We start from the raw sequence: 23076 nt of genomic DNA, 5'->3' as shown, positions 1-23076 counted from the left end.
TGACCGGGTCACCCGCCGATCATGGTCAGAATTGACCATCGTTCCGCGACCGGTGGGCGTCCCAGGACCGACGGAATCGCCGAACGGCGGGCACGGTGATCGCTCAGTACGCGCGCCGCGCGCCGGGGGCGGGCAGCACGCCCAGCTCGCGCGCGGCGTGGACCGCGGCGGTGCGGTTCGAGACGCCCAGCTTCGCGTTGATGCCGACCAGGTGACGCGCCACGGTGCGCTCGCTGATGAACAGGCGCTCGCCGATCTCGCGGTTGCGCAGGCCGAGCGCGAGCAGCTCCAGCACCTCCAGCTCGCGCGGCGACAGGCCGGCGCCCGGGGCCACCGCCGCGCGCGCCCGCGTGGGGATGCGGCGGCCGATGGCGCGCAGCCGCGCCTCCGCGCGCCGCCGCCAGCCGTCGGCGCCCATCGCCGCGAAGTCGCCGCGGGCCGCGAGGAGGTCGTCGGCGGCCCGGTCGGTGCCCGGCTCCGTCAGCCCGGCGGCGAAGCGGGCGCGGGCCGCCCACCAGCGCAGCCCGAGGCCCTCGAACGCCGCGGAGGCCTGGCGCAGGCGCGACGCGCCGCGCCGCCCGCCCGCCAGGCCGCCCTCGGCGTACGCGAGCGCCGCCGCCGCGAGGGGCGCCCCGCCGCCGGCGATCTCGGCCAGGGCGCCCGTGCAGCCCTCCGCGTCCGGCCGGGGCAGCACCTCGGCGCCGGCCGCCAGCAGCAGCACCGACAGCAGCCGGTCGTCGGTCCCGCTCCAGGCCTCGAGGGCCCGGCGCACCGCGGCGGCGCCCTCCGCGTCGTCGCCCGCGGCGTGGGCCGCCAGCGCGTGCCCCGTGGCGGCCGGGGCGATCTGCTCGAACAGGTGCGGCGCGCCCTCGGGGCTCGCGGTGAGCGCCCGGTAGCGGCCCAGGGCGTCCTCGATGCGCCCCTCCGCCAGCAACAGCCAGGCCGTGCCCGGCTCGGCGGGGGAGGGGGGCTCCACGCCGAGCTGCGCCCAGCCGCCCGCGGCGCGTTCCAGCTCGCGCCGCGCGTCGGGCAGCTCGCCGGCCGCCGCCAGCGCCTCGCCCAGGTTGCCCGACAGCACCAGCTCGTGCTCCACGATGCCGAGCTCGCGCGCCATCGCCACGCCCTCGCGGGCGCGCGCGGCGGCGTCGTCGGGGCGGCCCAGCGCGAGCAGCACGTGGCTCTCGTAGATCATCGCCAGCGTGGCGTTGCGGCGGGCCGCGCCGGCCGCCCGGGCGCCCTCGCGCCGCGCGCCGCCCAGGTGCAGCAGCCCGCCCGGCGCCCCGCGCCCGCTCTCGGCCATGCCCATGAAGATCAGCGCGCGCGTGGCCACCTCGCCGGCGCCGGCGTCGCCCGCCTCGCCCCGCGCCTCGCCCGCCAGCGCCATGGCCTCGCCGAAGCGCGAGGTCATCACCGCCATGCCGGCCGCCTGCGTCAGGGCCTCGGCGCGCTCGGCCGACGGCGCCCCGCCGGCGTCGCGGCTGGTGGCCAGGTGCGCCTGCAGGTTGCGCAGCGCGGCGTCGTGCTGGCCGGCCGCCCAGCGCGCGCTCGAGGCCGCGGTGGCGCTCGCCAGCGCCGCCTCGCGCTCGCCGGCGGCCCAGCGGCCGTCGGCGGCCTCCTCCAGCGACGCCGCGGCCTCGAGCCACGCCGACAGGTCGAGCAGGGCGAGTCCCCGCTCGTGCAGCGCGTCGAGGCGCGCGGCCTCGCCGAGCGCATCGTCCCACCAGGCCAGGGCGCGGGCGGCGTGGCGCAGGGCGCCCTCCGGGTCGCCCGCCTCCCGGGCCCGGCGGGCCGCCCGGGTGCCGTAGGCGACGACGCCGGCCTGGTCGGACGCGCCGATCGCGTGGCGCAGCAGCTCCTCCGGCTCGTCGCCGGCGGCGCGCGCCGCCACGAGGGCCGCCGCGTGGCGGCGTCGCAGCTCGGCGCCCCCGAGCTCCTGGCGCAGCACCTCGCGCACCACGCGGTCGCCGAAGCGCCACCGGGCCCGCGGCGGGCCCGGGAGCTCCTCGAGCACCCCGGCGCCCGTCAGCGCGTCGAGCCGGCGCTCGAGGTGCGCCGCGGGCTGGCCGCAGATGCGCGCCAGCACGGCCGGCGTCGTGGGCTCCCCCGCGACCGCCACCCACCCCGCGACGTCCACGGTCACGGGGTCGAGCGGCTCCAGCCGCGCGAGCGCCCAGGCGCGCAGCGCCGGCGGCACCGGCAGGGGCGCGTCGCCGCCGGGCCAGTGGCGGGCCGCGTGGGCGAGCGGCACGATCCGCCCCGGGAGCCCGTCGCCGAGGCGCGCCACCGCCCGCGCGGCGGCGTCGTCGAGCGATGGGGCGACGCTCGCGGCGAGCCGGGCGGCCGCGTCCTCCGGCAGGCGCTCGAGCACCAGCGTCGGCACCTCGCCGGCCACCTCGCGCGCGGTGATCACGGCGAGCGCCCGCGAGCCGCCGAGCCGGCGCGCAAGCTCGCGCGGCAGGTCGCGCTGGCCCGGGCGGTCGCCGAGCAGGATCACGATCGGCCGGATGCGCGCCGCCCACGTGGGATCGCGCGTGTGGCCCGCGGCGAGGAGGGCGTCCCGCAGGGCCGCCAGGCCGGGGCCCGGCGCGTCGGCCGAGACCACCGCGGCGCCGTCCAGCGCCAGGCGCTGGGCCAGCTCGCGGGCCATCCGGGTGGCGCCCGCGCCCGGCTCGCCGGCGATCACGACGACGCCGGGGCGCTCGCCGGCCGCGGCCATCAGCCGGCGCAGGGCGTCGTCGCGGCCGACCAGGGGCGGCGGCGCGGCGAGGTATTCCGAGGGCGTCCCGGCCACCGCCGGATGCTATGGCGGGAACGCCCGCGCGGCATCACCCGTCCGGCCAGGCGCGCCCCCTCCGGCCGTCGCGGCTGGCAGGATGCGCGCCATGCCCCTCCCCGGCCTCGCCCCGCAGGTCGTCGACGTCGGCGGCTCGGCCGTCGCGCTGTCGGCCGGCGGCGAGGGCCCGCCGCTGCTGCTGCTGCACGGCTACCCGCAGACGCGGGCCTGCTGGCACAAGGTGGCGCCCGGCCTGGCGGAGCGGTTCACGGTGGTGGCCGCCGACCTGCGCGGCTACGGGGACAGCGCCAAACCGCCGGGCGACCCGGCCCACGAGCGCTACTCGAAGCGGGCGATGGCCGGCGACCTGGTCGGCGCGATGCGGGCGCTGGGCCACGAGCGGTTCGCGGTCGCCGGGCACGACCGCGGCGGGCGGGTCGCGCACCGCATGGCGCTCGACCACCCGGACGTCGTCACCCGGGCGGCGGTGCTCGACATCGTGCCCACCCGGACGCTGTTCGCCCGCACCGACCAGGCGTTCGCGACCGCCTACTACCACTGGTTCTTCCTCATCCAGCCCGACGGGCTGCCGGAGACGATGATCGGGCGCGACCCCGAGTGGTTCCTGCGCGAGACCCTGCGCCGCTGGTCGGGGACGGCGGAGCCGCTCGACGAGTCCGCGATCGCCGGGTACGTGCGGGCCTTCAGCGATCCGGCGGCGATCCACGCCTCGTGCGAGGACTACCGCGCGGCGGCCTCCATCGACCTGGAGCACGACGCGGCGGACGCCGGCGCGCGGGTGCGCTGCCCGCTGCTGGTCCTGTGGGGCGAGCAGGGGCGGATGCACGCCCTGTACGACGTGCTCGCGGCCTGGCGCGAGGTTGCGGACGACGTGCGCGGGCGGCCCGTCCCCGGCGGCCACTTCTGTCCCGAGGAGGCACCGCGGGAGACGCTCTCGGAGCTTCTGGCGTTCTTCGCCCCCGTGGGCGCGGACTGAACGTTCGGCGAGTCGTCGGACGGGGCTCTGTCGCTTATGTTCAGCCACGGAAGCGAAAGCGATGACGGAGCGTCCGTGAGGTCCCCCCGCCGATGATCACCATGCGGCCGCGTCGCGCGGCGCCCGCCGGGCTCATCGCCGCAGACGGCGAGGCGGCGCTCGTGCGCAGGATCGGCAGGGGCGACGAGGCGGCGTTCGAGGCGCTCTTCGACCGCTACCGCGACCCGATCCACCGCTACTGCCGGGCGGTGCTGCGGCACGAGCAGGACGCCGAGGACGCGTTCCAGGCGACGATGATCCGCGCCTACCGGGCGCTGCGGCGCGGGGCCGAGGCGCTCGCCGTGCGCCCGTGGCTGTTCCGCATCGCCCACAACGAGTGCATGCGCCTGGCCGGCGCGCGCCGCGACCACGCCGGGCTGAGCGGGGAGGAGCGGGCGCCGGGCTCGCCCGCCGAGCTCGCCGAGACGCGCGAGGAGCTCGCGCAGCTGCGCCGCGACCTGCTCGCGTTGCCCGACCAGCAGCGCGCCGCGCTGGTGCTGCGGGAGATGAGCGGCCTCTCGCACGCCCAGATCGGCCAGGCGCTCGGCACGACCTCGGACGCCGCCAAGCACCTCATCCACGAGGGCCGCACCTCGCTCGGCGAGTTCGCGGCGGGCCGCTCGCTGGCGTGCGGCGACGTGCGCCGGCGGATCTCCGACGGCGACGGCCGCGTGCTGCGCGCCCGCTCCGTGCGCTCGCACCTGCGCGGCTGCGACGCGTGCCGCGAGTTCCGCGAGGCGATCGGCCGCCGGCCGCGCCAGCTCGCCGCGCTCTTCCCGGCGCTCCCCGCGGTCGCGGCGCAGCGCACCCTCGCCGAGGTGCTGGCCGCGTTCGGCGGCGGCGGGCCGGGGGCGCTCGCGGCGGGCTCGGGCGCCGGCCTCGGCGCGAAGGCGATGGTCGCCTGGGTGGCCGCGGGCGCGCTCGTCGTCTCGGGTGGGGCGCTGCTGCCGACCCTGCCCGCCGGCGGCGGTCCCGACGCGGCCGACGCCGCGCCGTCGCAGGGGGCGGGGGGCGCCTCGACCACCTCGATGGCCGGGGCGGCGGCCTCCGCCGCGGCCCCCGCGGCCGGCCCCGCCGGGGCGCGCGGGACGGCGCCCGCCCGGGCGGGCAGCGTGGAGCCGTCGGCGGCCGGCGGCCCGGAGCCCGCGCCGGCGCCCGTCGGCGACCCCGAGCCCGGCGACGCCTCCGGCCCGCCCGCCGACCCGCCGGCCCCGGCCCCGTCCGGCGGCGGCGACGCGGCGCCGGACGGCGGGCCCGCCGTCCGCGCGGCCGAGGCCACCCGCGACACCGCCGCCGCGCCCCCGCCCGTCTCGGTGACCGTCGGCTCGCCGCCGGGCGGCGGCGCCGAGGTCGGCGCGAGCCTCTCCGTGCCGCTGCCGGTCGCCCCGGTGACGGCCGACGCGCAGGTGTCGGTGACGCCCGACTCGGGCGTCGCCGTGGGGGCCGAGGCGACCGTCGCCACCCCGGTCGCGCCGGTGGAGGTCCGGGCCGGTGTCACCGTGGGCGGCGGATCGACCGCCTCCGTGCGGCTCGAGGCGGCGCCGGCGCTCGGCCTGCCGCCCGTCGAGGTGACCGTCCCGAGGCTGCTCGGCCGCTGAGGCGCCGGGCCCCGGGCGAGGGCTACGTGCCGGGGGGCGGCGGCGCGGGCCCGCCCGAGGAGGTGGCCGGCGGGGCGCCGCCGCCGTCCGTCCGGGCGGGCGCCCGCGGAGCGGTCGGCGCCGGCTGCTCGCGGGTCGTGCCGCCGCGGTCCGTCCGGGGCTCCTGCCGGCGCGGCTCGTCGGGCTCGGGCTCCGGCGCGTCGGGGCCCACCCTCACGTACGCGTCCTGGGCGTCGTAGGTCCAGGTGTAGGTCTCGTCGCGCTTCAGCTCCGAGCCGGCCCACACCGTGCGCGTGTAGGTGACCGTGAACCCGGGGCCGCCCATCTCCTGCTCGACCACCCGCTCGCCGGGCTCGAGGTCGTCGTCGACCGTCTCGTGGATCTCGGGCTGCACGATGTTCGTCTGCTCGCTCGTCTCGGTCTCCACCCGCCGTCCCAGCGGGGAGGAGAAGAGGCGGATCGTGATCGCCGAGTCGGTGGCCGTCGCGTCGATCAGCACCGCGGCGTCCCAGTCGTTGTCGACGATCAGCTCGGGCCCGCCGAAGGACACCGTCGCCTCGCGCCCCTGCGGGTAGCGCGAGATCCAGAACTGGTGCGGGGTGTGGTCGACGATCGCGAGGCCGGCGAAGAAGGCGGCGTTGAACATGGTCGTGGCGACCTGCGAGACGCCGCCGCCGACGGCGTCCTCCAGGCGCCCCGCGGCGATCTGCGGCGCGGCGACGAAGCCGCGCTCCTCCGTCCGCCGGCCGAGCGCGTCGTTGAGCGAGAAGCGGCCGCCCGCGGGGATGACGTAGCCGTCGAGCAGCTCCGCGGCGCGCTGGATGTTCTGCACCCGCGGCTCGCAGCACGAGTAGGGCGTGGTGTACTCGGCGACCTGCTCGGTGATGCGCAGGGCGCGCGCCTGGGCCGTGGTGCGCCCGGGCTTCGTCACCTTGAAGCGGGCGCGCACGGCGGCCGTCCCCGGCTGGGAGGTGATGGCGGCGGCGATGGCCTGCATGTCGAGCGAGCGGCCGATCCGCGAGGGCACGAGCCGCACCGACGAGCCACTGACCACGAACGTCGCGTCGCGCGCCTCGCGCTCGCGGGTCTCGAAGGCCGGCGCGATGTCCTCGTACAGCACGGCGGGGTCGAGCAGCACCCGCAGCTCGGGCGGGCGCGGCTGGAAGCGCAGCGCCGAGCGGAGCACCTCCGGCTCGATGGTGACGCCCTTGCCCTGGAGGGTCACCTCGACCGGCTGCGCGACGATCGCGAGGGCCTGCTCGCGGGCCGCCTCGGCGGCCGCGTCGCCGACCGCCGGGGCCAGCGGCCCCAGCTCGAGCTCGATGCGCTCGGGCAGGCGGGCGATCCGCTCGCGCAGCGCCCGCGGGTCGACGCCGAAGCCCACGGCCGACCGGCGCACGACGATGTCGTCGTCGGTCACCTCGAGTGCGGCGGCGCGGGCCGGCGTGTTGAGCCCCCGGGTGACGTCGCCCACCACCTCGCCGACGGCCCCGCGGTCGAGCGTGAACTCGATCGGGATGTCGCGGGTCTCGCCGAGCCCGACCAGCGACATCAGGCGGCCGCCGAGCCCGCGGCCGTCGAGCGCGCGGTCGACGGCGCGGCGCACCTGGGGGCGTGCCCTGAGGCTCCGCGGCGTGACGCGCAGGCGGTAGTCCGCGTCGTCGGCGCGGACGATCTCGACGGGCCGGCTCATCAGCTCCCGGGCGCGTCGCCGCACGACGCGAGCGATCTCGTCGCGGCCGAGGCCGGCCACGTCCACGCCCGCCACGCGCACGCCGTCCGGCGCGCCGTCGCCCCCGGCGCCCGCGAGCGCCACGCCCACGCCGAGCACCGCCGCGGCCAGCGCGATCCCGGCCAGCACGAGGCCCCTTCGCGCTCGCGTGGTCACGTCGTTGCGGTCGTCTGCGGGACGGCGGGCACCTCGTCGTCGTCGCGCCGGCTGGTCGCCGCGCACCCCCCGGGCGGCGGGTCGTCCGCAGTCTGACCGAGACCGGCGGACGGCGCCCTCGCGCCCCGGCGCGACGCCCGATCCGTCGCGAAGAGCGCGCAAGGCTACCCGATCGTCGCGGATCCGCAAGTCGTCGGCTGCTGGTGCATGCGTGCCCGGTCTCCCGCGACGTGCGCGATCAGGCCCGCGGCCGCCGGTGCCGATGGGGCGGCATGCGCCCGCTGTCGCCCGCCGCGTTCGAGCTCCGCGCGGCCGGGGCCGCGCTGCTGGCGGCCGCCGCGGCGCTCGGCGCGGGACCGGTCTGGGCGGGCGGCGCGCGGGCGGCCGGCCTCGGCCTGTGCGCCGCCGTCGCGGTGATCGCCCTGCGCGGCGCGGCGGCGCTGCGGCGGGCGACGCGGCTCGCCCTGCCGGTGCTGCCGGCGTGGGAGCTCGAGCCGGCGCGGGCCACGCTGGCCCGGGTGGCGCTGGCGCACGCCGCGCCCGCGACGGCCGGCGCCGCCGTGGCCGGCCACCTGCTGCGCGACCGCGCGCCCGGCGCGCCCGCCGCCGCCGCGGGCGCCCTCGCCGGCGCCGGGCTGGCCGTGCTCCTCGGCGCCGCGCGGGTGCGGCGCGCCGAGCGCGCGCTGGGGCGACGGCTGCTGCGCGAGCCCGGCGCCGGCCTCCCCCTGGGCCGGCGCTCGTTGCACCTCGAGCCGCTCCTGCCGGCCCACGGACCGCGCCGCAGCGGGCCCGCGCCCTGGACGGCGCACCGCCCGCCGGCCCCGCCGCGCGGGGCCGCCATCGAGCTGGAGCCCGCCAACGGGGCGTCGCGGCACCCCGTGGGCGTGCGCACGCCGCGCCTGCCCCCGGGCATCGGGGGCGCGTCCCGCCCGAGCGGCTAGGCGCCCCCGCCCGGCGCGTCGTCCGGGCCGTCGCCGTCCCTGGTGCGGCGGATGATGAGCGTGCGGTTGCGCACCTCGACCTCGCCGGCCTCGCTCAGGCGGCGCAGCGCGATCGTGACCGACTCGCGCACCGCGCCGACCATCCCCGCCAGCTCCTGGTGGGTCAGGCGCAGGTCCAGGCGGATGCCGTCGGGCGTCACCCGCCCCCACCGGTCGGCGAGCTGGCGCAGCTTGAGGGCGAGGCGCCGCTCGACCCGCGGCTCGAGCGCGATGGCCACCGCGAGCTCGCGGTCGGCGATCTCCGCGGTCAGCACGCGGACGAGGTTGCGCGCCAGGGTGGGGTCGCGCAGCCACGCGTCCAGCCGGGCGCGGTCGACCAGGTAGAGCAGCGAGTCCTCGATCGCGAACGCCCGCACCCGGGCGCCCGCGGCCCAGGGGTCGGAGGGCCGCACGAGCACGTCGCCGTCCTCCAGCATCCCGATGGTGCGCGAGCGGCCGTCGCCGGTCAGCACCACCAGGGCGAGCCGCCCGGCGCCGACCAGCGCGCAGACGGCGTCGGTGGCGTTGACCGCCACCTCCTCGCCCGCGGCCAGCCGGAGGGTCGCCGCCTCGTCGACGGCGGCCGCCACCGCGTCGTCGCCGAGCCCGGCGAAGAGCTCGATCGCGCGCAGGGCGGGCGGCGCGCTCACGCGGTCTTCTCCACCACCAGCGCGACGGCGGCCACGGCGTTGACCGTGGCGTGCGCCGCCACCGCCGAGCGGTAGCCCCAGCGGCGGTAGACGAGCGCCAGCACGAGCCCCGTGGCCACGAGCGAGATCGCGCGCGGCCAGATGTAGTACGCGTCGAAGTGGGCGGCGCCGAAGGCCAGAGAGGTCAGCAGCGCGGCGGGCCAGAAGCGCAGCCGCGCGAGCAGCCCGCGCAGCAGCAGGCCGCGGAACAGCAGCTCCTCGCCGAGCGGGGCGAGCACCACCAGCGACACCACCAGCAGCGCGAGGTGCCACGGCTCGGAGCCGACGATCTCGAGGTCCTCGAGGCGCCGCTCCACGGTGGGGTCGATCGCCGCCCCGGTCGCCACGACGATCGCGGCGCCCACGAGCAGCGCGAGCCCCACCGCGACGCCGAGGCCGACCGGTGCCACGCCGCCCGGCCCGCCCACGGCGGCCCGCCGCTCGCCCGCCGGCAGGCGCCGCCACAGCAGCCACCCGAAGGCCAGCAGCAGGGCGGAGGTCGCGACGGTGACCACCGCGCCCAGCGAGTCGTCCGACATCGGCGTGGCGGTGAGGACGCCGGCCGCCACGATGGCGATGGCGAAGGCGGCCACGACCGCGAGCAGCGGGGCGGCGACCCGCCACCCGAACGCGGGTCCGGGGGCGTCCGGCCGTCCCGGCCCCGGCGGCGGGGCCGGCGGGGGCGGGGGGGACGGCGCGTCGAGCGTGCTCACCGGGGCCAGTCTACGGACCTGCGCTCGGCGGCCGGCGCGCCGGTCAGCCGATGCCGATCGCGGCGCGCACCTTGGCCAGCAGGCGGCCGGCGCGCTCGCGGGCCCGCTCGGCGCCCCCCGCGAGGATCGCGTCGAGCTGCGCCCGGTCGTCCATGAGCTCCTCGTACCGGCCGCGCGGCCCGCCGAGCACCTCCTCCAGCCGGTCGGCGAGCAGGTCCTTCATCTCGCCCCACCCCATGCCGCCCGCCAGCAGCCGCGCGCGGACGGCCTCCCGGTCGGCCTCGCCCGCGAACTGCCGGTAGACCGCGAACAGGTGCGACGAGTCCGGGTCCTTCGGCTCCTCCACCGGCGTGCTGTCGGTCTTCATCCGGCGTACGAGCTTGCGCATCCGCTTGGCGTCGGCGAAGAGCGGGATCGTGTTGTCGTAGGACTTGCTCATCTTGCGCCCGTCGAGGCCCGGCATGGTGTGCTCGCCCTCGTCCTGGGCGGTCACGTGCTCGGGGAGCGTGAACGCGAAGCGGTCGCCGTAGGCGAGGTTGAACCGCTCGGCGATGTCGCGGGTGTACTCGACGTGCTGCACCTGGTCCCGCCCCACCGGGACCACGTCGGCCTCCATCACGAGGATGTCCGCCGCCATGAGCAGCGGGTACTCGAACAGCCCCATGCTGACGCCCGCGTCGAGGTCCTCGACGCCCGCCTCGCGGTTGCGGTCGCGGGCCGCCTTGTAGGCGTGGGCGCGGTTCATGAGGCCCTTCGCCGTGAGGCACGACAGCACCCACTGCAGCTCGAACGTCTCCGGGACGTCCGACTGGCGGTAGAGCGTGACGCGCTCGGGGTCGAGGCCGCAGGCGAGCCACGAGGCGGCCACCGAGCGGGTGTAGGCGTCGAGCTCCGCGCGATCGCGCACCGTGGTGAGCGCGTGGTAGTCGGCGATGAAGTAGCAGGCGTCGTAGGTCTCGGCCAGCTCGATCGCCGGGCGGATGGCGCCGATGTAGTTGCCGAGGTGCGGGATGCCGGTGGGCTTGATGCCGGTCAGCGAGACGCGGCGGGCTGATGAGGTCACGGGCGGAACTGTACCCGGGTCGCCCGGGGGCGCGGCTATGCTGGCCCCGACCCGGATGCCGCCGCCCGACGCCCTCCAGCAACCGATCGAGCTCGACCTCTTCGAGGGCCCGTTCGACCTGCTCCTGACCCTCGTCCTACGCGACGAGGTGGACCTGCTCGAGGTGCCGCTCGTCGAGGTGGTCACCGCGGCGCTCGGCGACGGCGCGAGCGAGCGCTGGGACACCGACACGGCCGGCGAGCTCATCGTGCTGCTCGCCGCGATGGCCGAGCTCAAGGCGCGGCGCCTGCTCGGCGAGCCCGGCGAGGAGGAGCCCGACCCGGACACGCTCGAGGCGCGCGAGGCGCTCGCCGCCCGCATCGTGGCCTACGCGCCGTTCCAGCGGGCCGCGGGCTGGCTGGCCGCCCGGGCGACGGAGTGCGCGGGCCCGCGCTACCGCCGCGTGCCGCTGGCGGGCGCGCCGCCGGCGCCCCCGCCGCACGAGGACGCGGCCCGCCTGCGCGAGGCGATGCTGCCGCTGCTGAAGGCGCCGCCGGCGCCGTCGCTCACCCACCTCACGAGCCGGCGCATCAGCATGCCGGCGGCGCTGGCGCGGCTGCAGGCCGCGATGACGCGCGCGCGGTCGATCTCGTTCGACGCCTTCACCGCGGGCCTGGAGCCGCTCGAGGAGGCGATCTCGCTCATGGCCGCGCTCGAGCTCGCCCGCCGCGGCGAGGTGACGCTGGCCCAGGCCGAGCCGTTCGGCGACATCGCGATCACCGGCACGGGGGGGCGCGCGCGGTGAGCGAGCTCACCCGGCAGGTCGAGGCGCTCCTGTTCCTCTCCCCGGAGCCGCTGTCGCTCGTCGCCCTCTGCGAGGTGACCGACGAGGCGCCCGGCCCGGTGCAGCGCGCGCTCGCCGAGGTCGCCGGGCGGCACGGGCCGGAGGGCGGGCTGGAGGTGGCGGAGGTGGCCGGCGGCTTCACGCTGCGCACGCGCGCGGACCTGGCCGCGGTCTGCGACCGCCTTCGCGACCGGCCGCCCGAGGACCGCCTGACCCCCGCGGCGCTCGAGACGCTCGCCGTGGTCGCGTACCTGGAGCCGGTCAGCCGCCCGCAGATCAGCCGGCTGCGCGGCGTCGCGGTCGACTCGACGGTCGCCTCGCTGCTCGACCGGGGCCTCATCGAGGAGGCCGGCCGGTCGGCCGAGGGCGGCGCGATGCGCTACCGCACCACCCGGGTCTTCCAGGAGCGCTTCGGCCTGCGCCACGCCGGCGACCTGCCCGCGCTCGAGGGGTTCGAGCTCTCCGGGCCCGAGGCCGAGCGCGTGCGCGAGCGGCTGGTGCGCGCGGGACACCTGCCCGGCGAGGAGCCGGATGGCGGATGAGCGCATGCGCGTCCACCGGGCCCTCGCGCTGGCCGGGGTCGCGAGCCGCAGGGGGGCCGAGGCGCTCGTGGCCGAGGGACGGGTCACCGTCAACGGCGTCACGGCGACCGTCGGGCAGCTCGTCGGCCCGGACGACGCCCTCGCGGTCGACGGCAGGGCGCTGCGCGGGCCCGAGCCGCGGCGCGCCTACCTGCTCCACAAGCCGCGCGGCGTCGTGTCGACCGCCCACGACCCCCAGGGGCGGCCGACGGTGCTCGACGAGCTGCCCGACGACGTCCGCCTCTACCCGGTCGGGCGCCTGGACATCGACACCACCGGCGCGTTGATCGTCACCAACGACGGCGAGCTCGCCGCCCGGCTCATGCACCCCAGCTCGAAGGCGCCGAAGACCTACGAGGTGCTGCTGCGCGGCCAGGTGTCCGCCGCGACCGTCCGGCGGCTCCGCAACGGGGTGGAGCTGGACGACGGCATGACCCTCCCGGCCCGGGTCGAGGCGATGGATCGCAAGGCGCCCGGCGGCACCTGGCTCATCATCGAGCTCACGGAGGGGCGCAACCGGCAGGTGCGCCGCATGGGCGAGGCGGTCGGCCACCCCGTCCTGCGCCTCCACCGCTCGCGGTACGCGGGCATCGGCGTCAGCCGGCTCGCCCCCGGGCGATGGCGCCCGCTCACCCGCGCGGAGTGGCGCAAGCTCGGCGCCGCCGTCGGCCTGGAGCGCTGAGAGGATGCGCGGGTGAGCGACACCGTCGTGCGAGCCGTGCGGGGGGCGACCTCCGTGGACGGGGACGTCCCCGAGGCGATCGTCGCCAGCACCGCCGAGCTGCTGGGTGAGGTGCTGGAGCGCAACGCGCTCCGCCCGGACGACCTGATCTCGATCATCTTCACGGTCACGGAGGACCTCAGCTCCGAGTTCCCCGCCGTGGCCGCCCGCGAGGCCGGCCTCACGATGATCCCGCTCCTCTGCGCCCGGGAGATCCCGGTCCCGGGGTCGCTCGGCAGGTGCATCCGCCTCCTCCTGCACTGCAACGCCCCGCGCGAGCGCGTCATCGAGCACGTCTACCTGCGCGAGGCGCGGCGCCTGCGCCCCGACCTGGCGGGCGACGCGCAGTAGCGGCTGCCCCGGGCGCCCCCCGGCCGGCCGGCCGGGGGTGCCCTCACCCGAGGCCGGGCAGCCGGGCGCGCGGTGATCGCCGGAGCGGGCCTCACGGGGCCGCTCGATCGGGCGTCCGCCGCGTCCGTCCGCGCGCACTGGCCCCTCGGGCGCCGATATGCCCGATTGAGCGGCGCCCCGTCGCTCGATCGGGCAGTTCGCCCGAGCCGCGGCTCGCGACGGGCCCCGCCGTCGCCCGCGCCGGCTCGATCCCGCTCCACCGGCTCCGAGGACGCCATGCCCGATTGGGCAGAGACCTTCAGCCCGATCGCGTCATCACCCGACACGGCCCCGGCGCGCCCCTGTCACCGACGACGCGCCCCGGGGCGCGCGCGGGCGTCGATGATCGGGGACATGCCGAAGAGCTTCTACAAGGGCGAGCGCCTCGGGGGCCGGCCGCCGTGCGCGATCTGCATGGGGCCTGGCCGGGGCGACCGGGCCCGGCTGTATCTGCCGGGTGGCGTCAGCGTCTGGCTCTGCGCCGAGCACCGCTCGGCCGAGTTCCAGGCCAGCCGGGTCGGCCGCGATCTGGTGGCATCGCTGATGGCCGTCTGGCAGGCGGCCGGCTGCATGAGCGGCGCGCGGGGGCGTGCGCTCGACATCCACGCCGCGCGCCTCCGCGGCCTGGGGTCGGCCGCCGGCCGGCGGCGCCCCGGCTCCTACGCCTGGCCCGCCCTCCGGGCCGAGGCCGAGCGGCGCTTCGCGGCCGGCGAGCCGCCCCGGGCGGTGATCGCCGAGCTGCGGCGCCGGGCCGACGCCGGCGAAGCCCGCGCCCCGAGCCGCCAGACCATGGAGCGCTGGTTCCGCGAGGGCCGCTGGCTGCACGGGGGCGGGGCGCCGGCGCCGCGGCAGCCGCGGCGGCCCGGACCCGTGCCCGGGCGCGGCCCCCGCTCAGGCCTCGATGTCGAGCCCCAGGTCGAGGGCGGCGGCGGAGTGGGTGAGCGCGCCGACCGAGACCGCGTCGACCCCGGCGGCGGCGGCGGCGCGGGCGCCCTCGAGGGTCATGCCGCCGGAGGCCTCGAGCTTCGCGCGGCCGGCGGCGAGGGCGACCGCGGCGCGCAGCTCGCCGGGCGTCATGTTGTCGAGCAGCACCCAGTCGGCGCCCGCCTCGATGGCGTGGCGGACGCCGTCGAGGTCGTCGGCCTCCACCTCGACGACGACGTCGGGCATCTCGCGGCGCGCGCGGGCGACCGCGTCGGCGAGCCCCGCGCCGGCCAGGGCGAGGTGGTTGTCCTTCACGAGCACCCGGTCGTGGAGGCCCATGCGGTGGTTGACCCCGCCGCCGGCCCGCACGGCGGCCTTCTCGAGGGCGCGCAGGCCGGGCGTGGTCTTGCGGGTGTCGAGCACGGCGACGTCGCCGCACGCGGCCACGTACTCGGCGGTGAGGGTGGCGATGCCGGACAGGCGGCACAGCAGGTTGAGCAGCGTCCGCTCGGCGGCGAGCACCGCGCGGGCGGGGCCGGAGACCTCGGCGACGACCGAGCCGGGCTCCAGGCGGTCGCCGTCGTCCAGGCGCCAGTCGCCGTCGACGCCGGTCTGGCGGAGCACCTCCTCGCCCGCCGCCCGGCCGGCCAGGACGCCGGCCCGGCGGGCGACCACCCAGGCGACCGCGCGGGCGTCGGCAGGGACGAGCAGCTCCGAGGTGATGTCGCCCCGCTCGCCGAGGTCCTCGGCGAGCGCCCGGGCGACGACCTCGCGCGCGCTCACGCGAGCGCCAGCATGCGGTCGAGGGCCAGGCGCCCGAGGCGGCGCATCTCCTCGTCCACGGCCACCACGTTGACGACCTCGCCGGCGGCGAGCGACTCGAGGCACCAGGTGAGCTTCGGCAGGTCGATCCGGTTCATCGTCACGCACGGGCAGATGTCCTCGCGCAGGCAGGAGATCCGCTTGTCCGGGTGGCGCAGGCGCAGCCGGTTGACGAGGTTCCAGTCGGTGCCGATGACGGCCGATGCGCCGGCGGGGAGCTCCTCGCAGCGGCGGATGATGTACTCGGTGCTGCCGTCCTCGTCGGCGGCCTCGACCACCGGGCGCGGGCACTCCGGGTGCACGATCACGCGCACGTCCGGGTCGGCCGCGCGCGCCTCCTCGATCTGGCGCACGGTGAAGCCGGTGTGCACGTTGCAGAAGCCCTTCCAGAGGATCACCTGCGCCCGCGCCAGCGCGTCGCCGGACAGCCCGCCCAGCTCGGCCAGGCGCGGGTTCCACACCAACGGGTCGCCCGGCGCCATGCCGAGGCGGCAGGCCGTGTTGCGGCCGAGGTGCTCGTCGGGGAAGAAGAACACCGCGTCGCCCTCCGAGAGCGCCCAGCGGAACGCCTTCTCGGCGTTGCCGGAGGTGCACACGGCGCCGCCCTGCTCGCCGACGAACGCCTTCAGGTCGGCGCCGGAGTTCATGTAGGTGAGCGGGATCACCCGCTTGCCGGGCAGCGCCGCGGTCATCTGCGCCCAGGCGTCGCGCACCGTGAAGATGTCGGCGCACTCGGCCAGGTGGCAGCCGGCGCCGAGGTCGGGCAGCACCACGGTCTGGTGCGGCGCGCGCAGCACGTCGGCGGCCTCGGCCATGAAGTAGACGCCGAGGAACACGACGAGCTCGGCCTCGGTGGCGGCCGCGCCGCGGCGGGCCAGCAGGAACGAGTCGCCGGTCACGTCCGCGAACGCGATCACCTCGTCGCGCTGGTAGTGGTGGCCCAGGACGACGGCGCGCGGGCCGAGCTCCCGCCGGGCGGCCCAGGCGCGCTCCCAGAGCTGCTCCTGGCCCTCCGCCGTGGCGGACGCGGGCATGGCGCAGGCCGGGGCGATCGCGGTCGTGGTCATGCGGCCTCCAGTGCGAGGGCCCGGCGGGGCCGGGCGGGGACGGTCGGGGAGGGGACGACGGGGAGCCCGCCGACCCAGGCGATGCGGCGCGCCTGCCGGGGGTCGGCGTACGGGTGGTCGCGCCGGAAGTGGGCGCCCCGGCTCTCGGTGCGCAGGGCGGCGGCCGCGGCGGAGAGGCGCGCGACCAGCAGCAGGTTGTCGGTCTCGGGGTCGGTGCCATCGGGCACCGCCGCGAGCGCCGCGCGCGCGGCGGCCAGGCCGTCGGCGTCGCGCTCGACGCCCACGCCGCGCCACATCGCCTCCTGCAGCGCGCGGCGGGCCCGTCCGCCGCCGCCGGCGTCGTCGCCGCGCGGCGCGGGCGGCGCGACGGGCGCGATCGGCCCCAGCGGGGCGTCGGGCCAGGCGTCGGCGCCGTCGGCGAGCGCCCGGGCGGCGCCGGCGGCCAGCACCGCGCCCTCGAGCAGGCCGTTGGAGGCGAGCCGGTTGGCGCCGTGCGCGCCCGTCGCGGCGCACTCGCCGATCGCGAACAGGCCGGGGAGCGTGGTGCGGCCCGCCATGTCGGCGAGCACGCCCCCCACGCCGTAGTGCGCCGCGGGCGTGACGGGGACGAGGTCGCGCGCCAGGTCGAGGCCGTGCTCCGCGCACAGGGCGGCCACGGTGGGGAAGCGGCGGTGCACCTCGCCGGGGTCGAGGTGGCGCAGGTCGATGGTCACGTCGGCGCCCAGCTCGGCGGCGTGCCGGGCGATCGCCCGGGCCACGACGTCGCGCGGGCCGAGCTCGGCCATGGGGTGCTCGTCGGGCATGAAACGGCGCCCGCGCGCGTCGCGCAGCCAGGCGCCCTCGCCGCGCACGGCCTCGCTGACCAGCGCCAGCGGCCCGTCGCCGAGGGCGAGCGCGGTGGGGTGGAACTGGACGAGCTCGAGGTCGGCCAGCGCGGCGCCCGCCCGCGCGGCGAGCGCGGGGCCGTCGGCCGTGGCGCCGGGCGGGTTGGTGGTGCGGCTGTAGAGCTGGCCGGAGCCGCCGGTCGCCAGCACGACCGCCCGCGCGGCGCGCACCCGCTCGGCGCCGTCCGCGCCGCGCACGCGCAGGCCCGCCGCGCGCCCGTCGCGCACGACCACCTCCAGGGCGAGCTCGCGCTCGGCGATCTCCACGCGCGGCCCGGCGCGCAGCGCGGCGGTGAGGGCCGCGACGATGTGCGCGCCGGTGGCGTCGCCGCCCGCGTGCACGACGCGGGGCGCCGAGTGCGCGCCCTCCAGACCGAGCGCCAGGCGGCCCTGCTCGGTGTCGAAGCGCACGCCACGCGCCAGCAGCTCCACGACGCGCGCCGGCCCCTCGCGGCAGATCACCTCCGCCGCGTCGCGGTCGCAGAGGCCCGCGCCCGCGGCCAGCGTGTCGGCCAGGTGGGCCTCGACCGAGTCGGCCGGGTCGATGGCGGCGGCGATGCCGCCCTGCGCCCGCCGGGTGCTGCCCTCGCCGAGGACGTCCTTCGTCACGAGCACGACCGGTCCGGACTCAGCGACCGCCAGGGCCGCCAGGCAGCCGGCGATGCCGCTCCCCACCACCACGACGGGGTCCCGCTCGCGCGCTCGCGTCATATTCATGTTCCTCTGACGTAAATATGACGCCGAATTGGCGTCGCCGTGACAATAGCGCGACGTGCGGGCGCGGCAACCCCCGCGCGGCGTCGGCCCCGGGCCGGGCGGCCTACACTGTCGGCCGTGTCGATCAGGACCTCTCCGCGCCTCGACGCCATCCCGCGATACGAGCCCGGCCTCACCACGGCCGAGGTGCTCGCCCGCTACGGCATCGAGCGCGCCGTCAAGCTCGCCTCCAACGAGAGCCCGTTCGGCCCCATGCCGGGGGTGGCGGAGGTCGTCGCCGAGGGCGCCGCGGCGCTCAACCGCTACCCCGACGGGGCGGCCCGCGCGCTGCGGCGCGCCCTGGCCGAGCGTCACGGCGTGGGCCCCGAGGGGGTGGTGGTCGGCAACGGCTCGTGCGAGCTGATCCTGCTGGCCGGCCAGGCGCTGCTCGACCCGGGCACGACCGTCGTGCACGCCGAGCCCTCGTTCGCGCTCTACCCGCACCTGGCCGCCGCCGCGGGCGCCGAGGCGATCGCCGTGCCGCTCGCCGACGACCTCGGTCACGACCTCGACGCGATGGCCGCGGCGGTCGACGAGCGCACCCGCCTGGTGATCGTCTGCAACCCCAACAACCCCACGGGCGTGTACCGCTCGGCCGACGAGATCGAGGCGTTCGTCGACGCGCTGCCCGAGGACCTGGCGATCCTGATCGACGAGGCGTACTTCGACTTCGTCGACCGGCCCGACGCCGGGCGCACGATGTCCATGGCCCGCGAGCGCCCCAACCTGCTCGTCACCCGCACCTTCAGCAAGGCGCACGGCCTGTGCGGGCTGCGCGTGGGCTACGGCGTCGGCGGGGCGGGCTGGGTCGGCGCGCTCGACCGGGTGCGCCAGCCGTTCAACACCAACGCGCTGGGCCAGGCGGCCGCGCTGGAGAGCCTTCGCCACCCGGAGGAGCTGCACCGCCGCGTCCGCTCGGTGATGGCGGAGCGCGACCGCATGCAGCGCGAGCTGGTCCTGACCGGTTGGGGCTTTACCGCCAGCCAGGGCAACTTTATCCTGGTCCGGCCGGATTCCGATCCGGTCGCCGGATCGGCCGGCATCCACGAGCAGCTCCTGCGCCTGGGGGTCATCGTCCGCGATGGTGCCGCGCTGGGGTGCCCGGGGTGCCTCCGCGTCTCGGTCGGGACCCCGGACGAGAACACGGCGTTCCTCGCGGCGCGGGCGGAGGTCGCCCGCGCGATCCACAGCTGAGCCCCAACCAGGACGGACCCCACCATGATGATCGTGATGCAGGAGGGCGCGACCGACGAGCAGGTGCGCCACGTCGTCGAGCGCATCGAGCAGGCGGGCGCGCGCGCCCACCCCTCGCGCGGCGAGTTCGTGACGGTCATCGGCGCCATCGGCGACGACCGGGAGATCGTCGCCTCCCTCCAGCTCGAGGGCGAGCCCGGGGTGGAGAAGGTCGTCCCGATCCTGAAGCCGTACAAGCTGGTGTCGAGCGACTTCCGCGGTCGCGACCAGGTCGTGGAGGTGGCCGGCCGGCCGATCGGCGGCGGGCACTTCGCCCTCATCGCCGGCCCGTGCGCGGTGGAGTCGCGCGAGCAGACCTTCGCGTCGGCGCGCGCCTGCAAGGCCGCGGGCGCCAACTTCCTGCGCGGCGGGGCCTACAAGCCGCGGACGTCGCCGTACGCGTTCTCGGGGCTCGGCAAGGCCGGTCTCGAGATCCTCGCCGAGGCCCGCGAGGAGACCGGCCTGCCGGTCGTGACCGAGCTGATGGACGTGCGCCAGCTCGAGGACGTCCTCGAGGTCGCCGACATGATCCAGCTCGGCGCGCGCAACATGCAGAACTTCGACCTGCTGCGCGAGGTGGGCCGCACGAGCACGCCGGTGCTGCTGAAGCGCGGCATGGCGGCCACCGTCGAGGAGTGGCTGCTGTCGGCCGAGTACATCGCCCGCGAGGGCAACAGCGCGATCGTGCTCTGCGAGCGGGGCATCCGCACCTTCGAGACGGCGACCCGCTCGACGCTCGACATCTCGGCCGTCCCGGTCGCCAAGCAGCAGTCCTGCCTGCCGGTGATCGTCGACCCCTCGCACGCCGCCGGCAAGCGCGACCTGATCCTGCCGATGGCCCGCGCCGCGGTTGTGGCCGGCGCCGACGGCCTGATCGTCGAGGTGCACCCGGCGCCGGAGCACGCGCTGTGCGACGGCCCGCAGGCCCTGCACGCCGATACGTTCAGCGCCTGGGTCGCTGACGTCCAGCGCTGCATCGACCTCATGGGGAAGGTGCTCGCCTCGGGCGACGCGCCGGTGGCCGTCGGCGCCTGACGGCGCAGGTCCCGGCCCGGTCGCCCTCGTCGGCGTCGGGCTGATGGGGGGGTCCCTCGGCCTGGCGCTGGGGGCCCTCCCGGGCACGACGGTCACGGGCTGGGACCCGGACCGCGACGCGCTGCGCGCGGCGGTCGAGCTGGGCGCCATCGGCGCCGCCGCGCCGTCGCTCGAGGCCGCCTGCGAGGGCGCCTGCGCGGTCGTGCTCGGCGCGCCGGTGTCGGTGCTCGCGGGGCTGGCCCGCCGTGCGCTGGCCGCGACCGCCGACGACTGCCTCGTCACGGACCTCGGCTCGGCGAAGTCGGCCGTGCTCGCGGCCCTCTCGCCGGGCGACCGCGAGCGCTTCATCGGCGGCCACCCGGTCTGCGGCGCCGAGCGCACCGGCGTTGCGTTCGCCCGCGCGGAGCTGTTCCGGGGCGCGACCTGGTTCCTCACGCCGGGCGCCGAGGCGCGCCCCGACCTGTTCGAGCGGCTGCACGCGCTGGTGGCCTCGGTGGGCGCCCGCCCGGTGGCCATCGACGCCGCGGTGCACGACCGGCTCATGGCGCTCGTCTCGCACGTGCCGCACGTGCTGGCGTCGGCGCTCGTCAACCAGGCGGCGGCCACCGCGCCGGCCGGGCGCGAGGCGCTGCGCTCCGCGGGGCCCTCGTTCCACGACCTGACGCGCGTGGCGGGATCGAACCCCCCGCTGTGGGCGGACATCCTGCTGGCCAACGGCGACGCCGTGGTGGCCGAGCTGCGCGCCTACGGGCGCCGCCTCGCCGACGTCGAGGACGCGATCACGCGCGGCGACCGCGAGTGGCTGCTCGGGTTCGTCGGCGAGGCGGCGCGGGGACGCGAGCGGCTGCTGGAGGCCGAGCCCGACGGCCCCGCCGAGCCGGCCCGGGTGCTGGTGGCGGTGCCCAACCGCCCGGGGGCGATCTCGGAGATCGCGACCGCCCTCGGCCACGCCCACATCAACATCGAGGACCTGTCGCTGCGGCCGGGCCCGCCCGACGGCGAGGGCGAGCTGGTGCTGACGGTCGACGGCCCGGAGGCGGCGCTGCGCGCGGTGCGGCTGATCGCCGAGCGCGGCTACCGCGCGGCGGCCGGCGGAGGCGTGCCCGGGTCGTAGCCGGCGCCGGCGAGCAGCGGCAGGAGCTCCTTCGAGAGGGCTCCTCCGCGCCAGGCCAGCGGCGACTCGCCGGGCGCCTCGACCACGAGCCGGGCACCCGGGATGCGGCGGGCGTACTCCTCGGCGACCGCGAGCGGGTGGTCGGGGTCGACCTCGTCGCGGCTGCCCACCACGAGCGTCGGCGCGGCGATGCGCTCCAGGCTCTCCATGCCGTCGAAGGCGGCCGAGCGGGGCGTCGCCCGCAGGGCGTCCGCCAGGGCGTGCGGGTCGGCGTGGCGGCCGAGCCGCTGCAGGATCACCGTCCGCACCGTGTCGCGCCAGCGCTCGCCCACCGACAGCGGGCCGAGCGCCTCGAGGAAGCCCTCCGGGCCGCCGCGCTCGAGCCCCGCGGCGCGGCGGTCCCACGCGTCGAGGTCGTCGCTCGGCCGCCCCAGGTGGGCCGGCGTCACGATGCCCAGCGCGGCCACCCGGCCGGGGTGGCCGAGCGCCACGGCGACGGCGGTGGCGGCGCCCATCGACTGGCCGACGAGGGCCGCCCGCTCGATGCCGAGCGCGTCGAGCACCGCCACGGCGTCGGCCGCCAGGTGCGCGTAGGTGTACGCCCCGGGGTCGGGGGCGCCCGACGACTCGCCGTGCCCGCGCGCGTCGTACTGCACGACCCGGTGGCCGGCGCGCTCGAGGGCGCGCGAGCCGTGCACCACGTAGCGCCGGGTGGCGGTGAGGCCGTGCAGCAGCAGCACGGCCGGGCCCTCGCCGGCCTCCTCGCCGCGCAGCGTGACGCCGTCCCGGGCGACCTCGAAGGCGCGGGGTGCGGGCGGCGGGCTCAGGCCGCGATGCCGAGCGGCGCGGCGCAGCCCGGGCAGTACGGCTCGCCGGCGGTCTCGTCGGGGAGCATGTCGTGCGGCGCCAGCCAGGTCTCCGCGCCCTCGCGGATGGGCTCGCCGCACTCGTGGCAGCGGTGTCCGGTCATGGTGTGAGGATGACGGGGGCGCCGGACGGATGGTGTGATGGGGCGATGGACGACGCCCTCAGCGCCGCCCGCGCAGCGGCCGAGGCGGCGCTCGGGCACCCGGTGCCCCACGCGCTGCCCGCGCGGGGCGGGCTGCCCCTGGTGGCCGCCTCGGTCGCCGGCGACCCGCCGCGGGCCCGGGTCGCCTGGATCGGCGCGGGCGGCGACGCGCTCGCGCGCATCGCCTGCCCGCCGGGCCGGCCGAGCCGCTGGCGGCCGGTCGTGGCCGCCGTCATCGAGGTCGAGCTGCCCGGGGGCGTGACCGACCGCGTGCTGGTGGGCCGGGCCGCCGGGGAGGCGGCCGCGGCCCGGCCGGTGCTGGCCGGCGACGAGCCGGCCGGCACCGTGCCGGTCGGCGCGGAGGGCCTCGTGCTGGCGCGCCTGCCCGCGGAGGCGGCCGTCCTCGCGGTCGACGCCCTCGACGCCTCCGGCGAGCCGATCGGCCGGCTCGCGCGGCCGGGCGTCTCGGAGCTGCGCTTCGACGGCTCGTCGCTGGGCGGGCGGATGGGCGCCACCCACGGCATGGCCGCCGGGTTCGGCGGGGGGCGCTGGGCGGCGGGCGAGGAGGACGCCGCGTTCGAGGCCGGCTACGAGCCGTGGCTGCCCGGCTGGACGCCGCCCGGCCTCGAGCGGGGTCGCCTGCGCGTCGAGCCGGACGTCGCCTACCCGGCCGCGCCGCCGGCCATCGTGACCGCCTGGGCGAGCCCTGAGGGCGCGCGCATGCTGCTGCGCCAGGCGCCGGCGCCGCTCGCCAGCCCCGACGCCGGGGGCCGCGGGGCGCGCGCGGTCGACGTGCGCGGCGCGCCCGGCGTGCTGCGCCCGCGGGGCATCGTGACGCTGGTCTGGGAGACCCCCGAGCGGGCCTTCGGCCTACAGCTGCGCGGCGTGCCCGACGCCGAGGCGACCGCGCTGCGAGCCGCGCGGTCGGTGGTGCCGCCGCCGCGCCCGTCCGCCGCCGACCGTTAGGCTGCCCGTCG

The 23076-nt window shown here is 78.4% G+C and carries 21 protein-coding genes; 11 read left to right on the top strand and 10 right to left on the bottom strand.

Annotated elements, in window-relative coordinates:
- Positions 1–103: 103 nt before the first annotated feature.
- Positions 104–2791 (bottom strand): LuxR C-terminal-related transcriptional regulator, encoded by a 2688-nt coding sequence (locus tag ITJ85_RS17385; protein ID WP_281412185.1) that lies wholly within the window; start codon positions 2789–2791, stop codon positions 104–106.
- Positions 2792–2882: 91 nt separating this feature from the next.
- Here ITJ85_RS17385 and ITJ85_RS10380 point away from each other — a divergent pair, with 91 nt between their 5' ends.
- A complete protein-coding gene (locus ITJ85_RS10380; protein ID WP_217913031.1) occupies positions 2883–3770 on the top strand; it encodes an alpha/beta fold hydrolase in 888 nt (295 codons plus the stop codon).
- Positions 3771–3871: 101 nt separating this feature from the next.
- Positions 3872–5407, top strand: coding sequence for a sigma-70 family RNA polymerase sigma factor (locus ITJ85_RS17380; RefSeq protein WP_217913030.1), 1536 nt, complete (start codon positions 3872–3874; stop codon positions 5405–5407).
- A 22-nt stretch (positions 5408–5429) separates the two neighbouring features.
- On the opposite strand, the gene ITJ85_RS10370 is transcribed toward ITJ85_RS17380, so the two are convergent.
- Positions 5430–7295 (bottom strand): VanW family protein, encoded by a 1866-nt coding sequence (locus ITJ85_RS10370; RefSeq protein WP_217913029.1) that lies wholly within the window; start codon positions 7293–7295, stop codon positions 5430–5432.
- Between the two features lie 272 nt (positions 7296–7567).
- Between ITJ85_RS10370 and ITJ85_RS10365 the strand changes: the two genes are divergently transcribed.
- A complete protein-coding gene (locus ITJ85_RS10365) occupies positions 7568–8236 on the top strand; it encodes a hypothetical protein (protein ID WP_217913028.1) in 669 nt (222 codons plus the stop codon).
- Here the strand turns inward: ITJ85_RS10365 and ITJ85_RS10360 are convergent.
- The 3 genes from ITJ85_RS10360 to ITJ85_RS10350 are packed head-to-tail and all read right to left on the bottom strand — an operon-like array spanning position 8233 to position 10740.
- Positions 8233–8925 (bottom strand): Crp/Fnr family transcriptional regulator, encoded by a 693-nt coding sequence (locus tag ITJ85_RS10360; RefSeq protein ID WP_217913027.1) that lies wholly within the window; start codon positions 8923–8925, stop codon positions 8233–8235. The genes ITJ85_RS10365 and ITJ85_RS10360 overlap by 4 nt on opposite strands.
- Entirely contained in the window at positions 8922–9677 is a 756-nt protein-coding gene (locus ITJ85_RS10355) for a CPBP family glutamic-type intramembrane protease (RefSeq protein ID WP_217913026.1), read from the bottom strand. The genes ITJ85_RS10360 and ITJ85_RS10355 overlap by 4 nt, the downstream gene beginning before the upstream one ends.
- A gap of 43 nt (positions 9678–9720) precedes the next feature.
- A complete protein-coding gene (locus tag ITJ85_RS10350; protein ID WP_217913025.1) occupies positions 9721–10740 on the bottom strand; it encodes a tryptophan--tRNA ligase in 1020 nt (339 codons plus the stop codon).
- A gap of 55 nt (positions 10741–10795) precedes the next feature.
- On the opposite strand from ITJ85_RS10350, the gene ITJ85_RS10345 reads away from it, so the two are divergent.
- Genes ITJ85_RS10345 through aroH form a run of 4 tightly spaced genes read left to right on the top strand, consistent with a single transcriptional unit; the run spans position 10796 to position 13216 of the window.
- Positions 10796–11524 carry a segregation and condensation protein A gene (locus tag ITJ85_RS10345; protein ID WP_217913024.1) on the top strand — a complete coding sequence of 243 codons (729 nt, stop codon included), beginning with the start codon at positions 10796–10798 and terminating at the stop codon, positions 11522–11524.
- Entirely contained in the window at positions 11521–12105 is a 585-nt protein-coding gene (scpB, locus tag ITJ85_RS10340) for an SMC-Scp complex subunit ScpB (protein ID WP_217913023.1), read from the top strand. The genes ITJ85_RS10345 and scpB overlap by 4 nt, the downstream gene beginning before the upstream one ends.
- Entirely contained in the window at positions 12095–12826 is a 732-nt protein-coding gene (locus ITJ85_RS10335) for a pseudouridine synthase (protein ID WP_217913022.1), read from the top strand. Before scpB ends, ITJ85_RS10335 begins: the two co-directional genes overlap by 11 nt.
- Before the next feature lie 12 nt (positions 12827–12838).
- Entirely contained in the window at positions 12839–13216 is a 378-nt protein-coding gene (gene aroH / locus ITJ85_RS10330) for a chorismate mutase (RefSeq protein WP_217913021.1), read from the top strand.
- Between the two features lie 930 nt (positions 13217–14146).
- On the opposite strand, the gene nadC is transcribed toward aroH, so the two are convergent.
- From nadC to nadB, 3 genes are read right to left on the bottom strand one after another with little or no spacing between them, the layout of a single operon-like run.
- Positions 14147–14962 carry a carboxylating nicotinate-nucleotide diphosphorylase gene (gene nadC, locus ITJ85_RS10325; RefSeq protein ID WP_217913020.1) on the bottom strand — a complete coding sequence of 272 codons (816 nt, stop codon included), beginning with the start codon at positions 14960–14962 and terminating at the stop codon, positions 14147–14149.
- Positions 14959–16068 carry a quinolinate synthase NadA gene (gene nadA, locus ITJ85_RS10320; protein WP_217913019.1) on the bottom strand — a complete coding sequence of 370 codons (1110 nt, stop codon included), beginning with the start codon at positions 16066–16068 and terminating at the stop codon, positions 14959–14961. The genes nadC and nadA overlap by 4 nt, the downstream gene beginning before the upstream one ends.
- Positions 16065–17663 carry an L-aspartate oxidase gene (nadB, locus tag ITJ85_RS10315; protein ID WP_217913018.1) on the bottom strand — a complete coding sequence of 533 codons (1599 nt, stop codon included), beginning with the start codon at positions 17661–17663 and terminating at the stop codon, positions 16065–16067. The genes nadA and nadB overlap by 4 nt, the downstream gene beginning before the upstream one ends.
- 123 nt (positions 17664–17786) lie before the next feature.
- Between nadB and hisC the strand changes: the two genes are divergently transcribed.
- From hisC to ITJ85_RS10300, 3 genes are read left to right on the top strand one after another with little or no spacing between them, the layout of a single operon-like run.
- Entirely contained in the window at positions 17787–18902 is a 1116-nt protein-coding gene (gene hisC / locus ITJ85_RS10310) for a histidinol-phosphate transaminase (protein ID WP_217913017.1), read from the top strand.
- A gap of 36 nt (positions 18903–18938) precedes the next feature.
- Complete coding sequence (gene aroF, locus ITJ85_RS10305; RefSeq protein ID WP_217913016.1) at positions 18939–19976, top strand: 3-deoxy-7-phosphoheptulonate synthase; 1038 nt, start codon at positions 18939–18941, stop codon at positions 19974–19976.
- A gap of 43 nt (positions 19977–20019) precedes the next feature.
- A complete protein-coding gene (locus ITJ85_RS10300; RefSeq protein ID WP_217913015.1) occupies positions 20020–21090 on the top strand; it encodes a prephenate dehydrogenase/arogenate dehydrogenase family protein in 1071 nt (356 codons plus the stop codon).
- Here the strand turns inward: ITJ85_RS10300 and ITJ85_RS10295 are convergent.
- Positions 21051–21830 (bottom strand): alpha/beta fold hydrolase, encoded by a 780-nt coding sequence (locus ITJ85_RS10295; protein WP_217913014.1) that lies wholly within the window; start codon positions 21828–21830, stop codon positions 21051–21053. The two genes, ITJ85_RS10300 and ITJ85_RS10295, sit on opposite strands and share 40 nt — an antisense overlap.
- Before the next feature lie 83 nt (positions 21831–21913).
- Positions 21914–22060 carry a hypothetical protein gene (locus ITJ85_RS10290; RefSeq protein WP_217913013.1) on the bottom strand — a complete coding sequence of 49 codons (147 nt, stop codon included), beginning with the start codon at positions 22058–22060 and terminating at the stop codon, positions 21914–21916.
- A 45-nt stretch (positions 22061–22105) separates the two neighbouring features.
- On the opposite strand from ITJ85_RS10290, the gene ITJ85_RS10285 reads away from it, so the two are divergent.
- The gene (locus ITJ85_RS10285; protein ID WP_217913012.1) at positions 22106–23065 is read left to right on the top strand and encodes a hypothetical protein; all 960 of its coding nucleotides are present in this window, start codon (positions 22106–22108) and stop codon (positions 23063–23065) included.
- Positions 23066–23076: the final 11 nt, after the last annotated feature.

It is taken from the genome of Miltoncostaea marina (assembly GCF_018141525.1).
In the GTDB taxonomy this organism is placed as follows: Bacteria; Actinomycetota; Thermoleophilia; order Miltoncostaeales; family Miltoncostaeaceae; genus Miltoncostaea; species Miltoncostaea marina.
This window is presented reverse-complemented; position numbering and strand designations above follow the sequence as displayed.

Excerpts from the sequence above, each read along its gene's own strand:
- ITJ85_RS10380 (WP_217913031.1), top strand. The coding sequence starts at position 2,883 with ATGCCCCTCCCCGGCCTCGCCCCGCAGGTCGTCGACGTCGGCGGCTCG.
- ITJ85_RS17380 (WP_217913030.1), top strand. The coding sequence starts at position 3,872 with ATGCGGCCGCGTCGCGCGGCGCCCGCCGGGCTCATCGCCGCAGACGGC.
- ITJ85_RS10365 (WP_217913028.1), top strand. The coding sequence starts at position 7,568 with ATGCGCCCGCTGTCGCCCGCCGCGTTCGAGCTCCGCGCGGCCGGGGCC.
- ITJ85_RS10345 (WP_217913024.1), top strand. The coding sequence starts at position 10,796 with ATGCCGCCGCCCGACGCCCTCCAGCAACCGATCGAGCTCGACCTCTTC.
- ITJ85_RS10335 (WP_217913022.1), top strand. The coding sequence starts at position 12,095 with ATGGCGGATGAGCGCATGCGCGTCCACCGGGCCCTCGCGCTGGCCGGG.
- nadA (WP_217913019.1), bottom strand. The coding sequence starts at position 16,068 with ATGACCACGACCGCGATCGCCCCGGCCTGCGCCATGCCCGCGTCCGCC.
- nadB (WP_217913018.1), bottom strand. The coding sequence starts at position 17,663 with ATGACGCGAGCGCGCGAGCGGGACCCCGTCGTGGTGGTGGGGAGCGGC.
- aroF (WP_217913016.1), top strand. The coding sequence starts at position 18,939 with ATGCAGGAGGGCGCGACCGACGAGCAGGTGCGCCACGTCGTCGAGCGC.
- ITJ85_RS10300 (WP_217913015.1), top strand. The coding sequence starts at position 20,020 with ATGGGGGGGTCCCTCGGCCTGGCGCTGGGGGCCCTCCCGGGCACGACG.
- ITJ85_RS10290 (WP_217913013.1), bottom strand. The coding sequence starts at position 22,060 with ATGACCGGACACCGCTGCCACGAGTGCGGCGAGCCCATCCGCGAGGGC.
- ITJ85_RS10285 (WP_217913012.1), top strand. The coding sequence starts at position 22,106 with ATGGACGACGCCCTCAGCGCCGCCCGCGCAGCGGCCGAGGCGGCGCTC.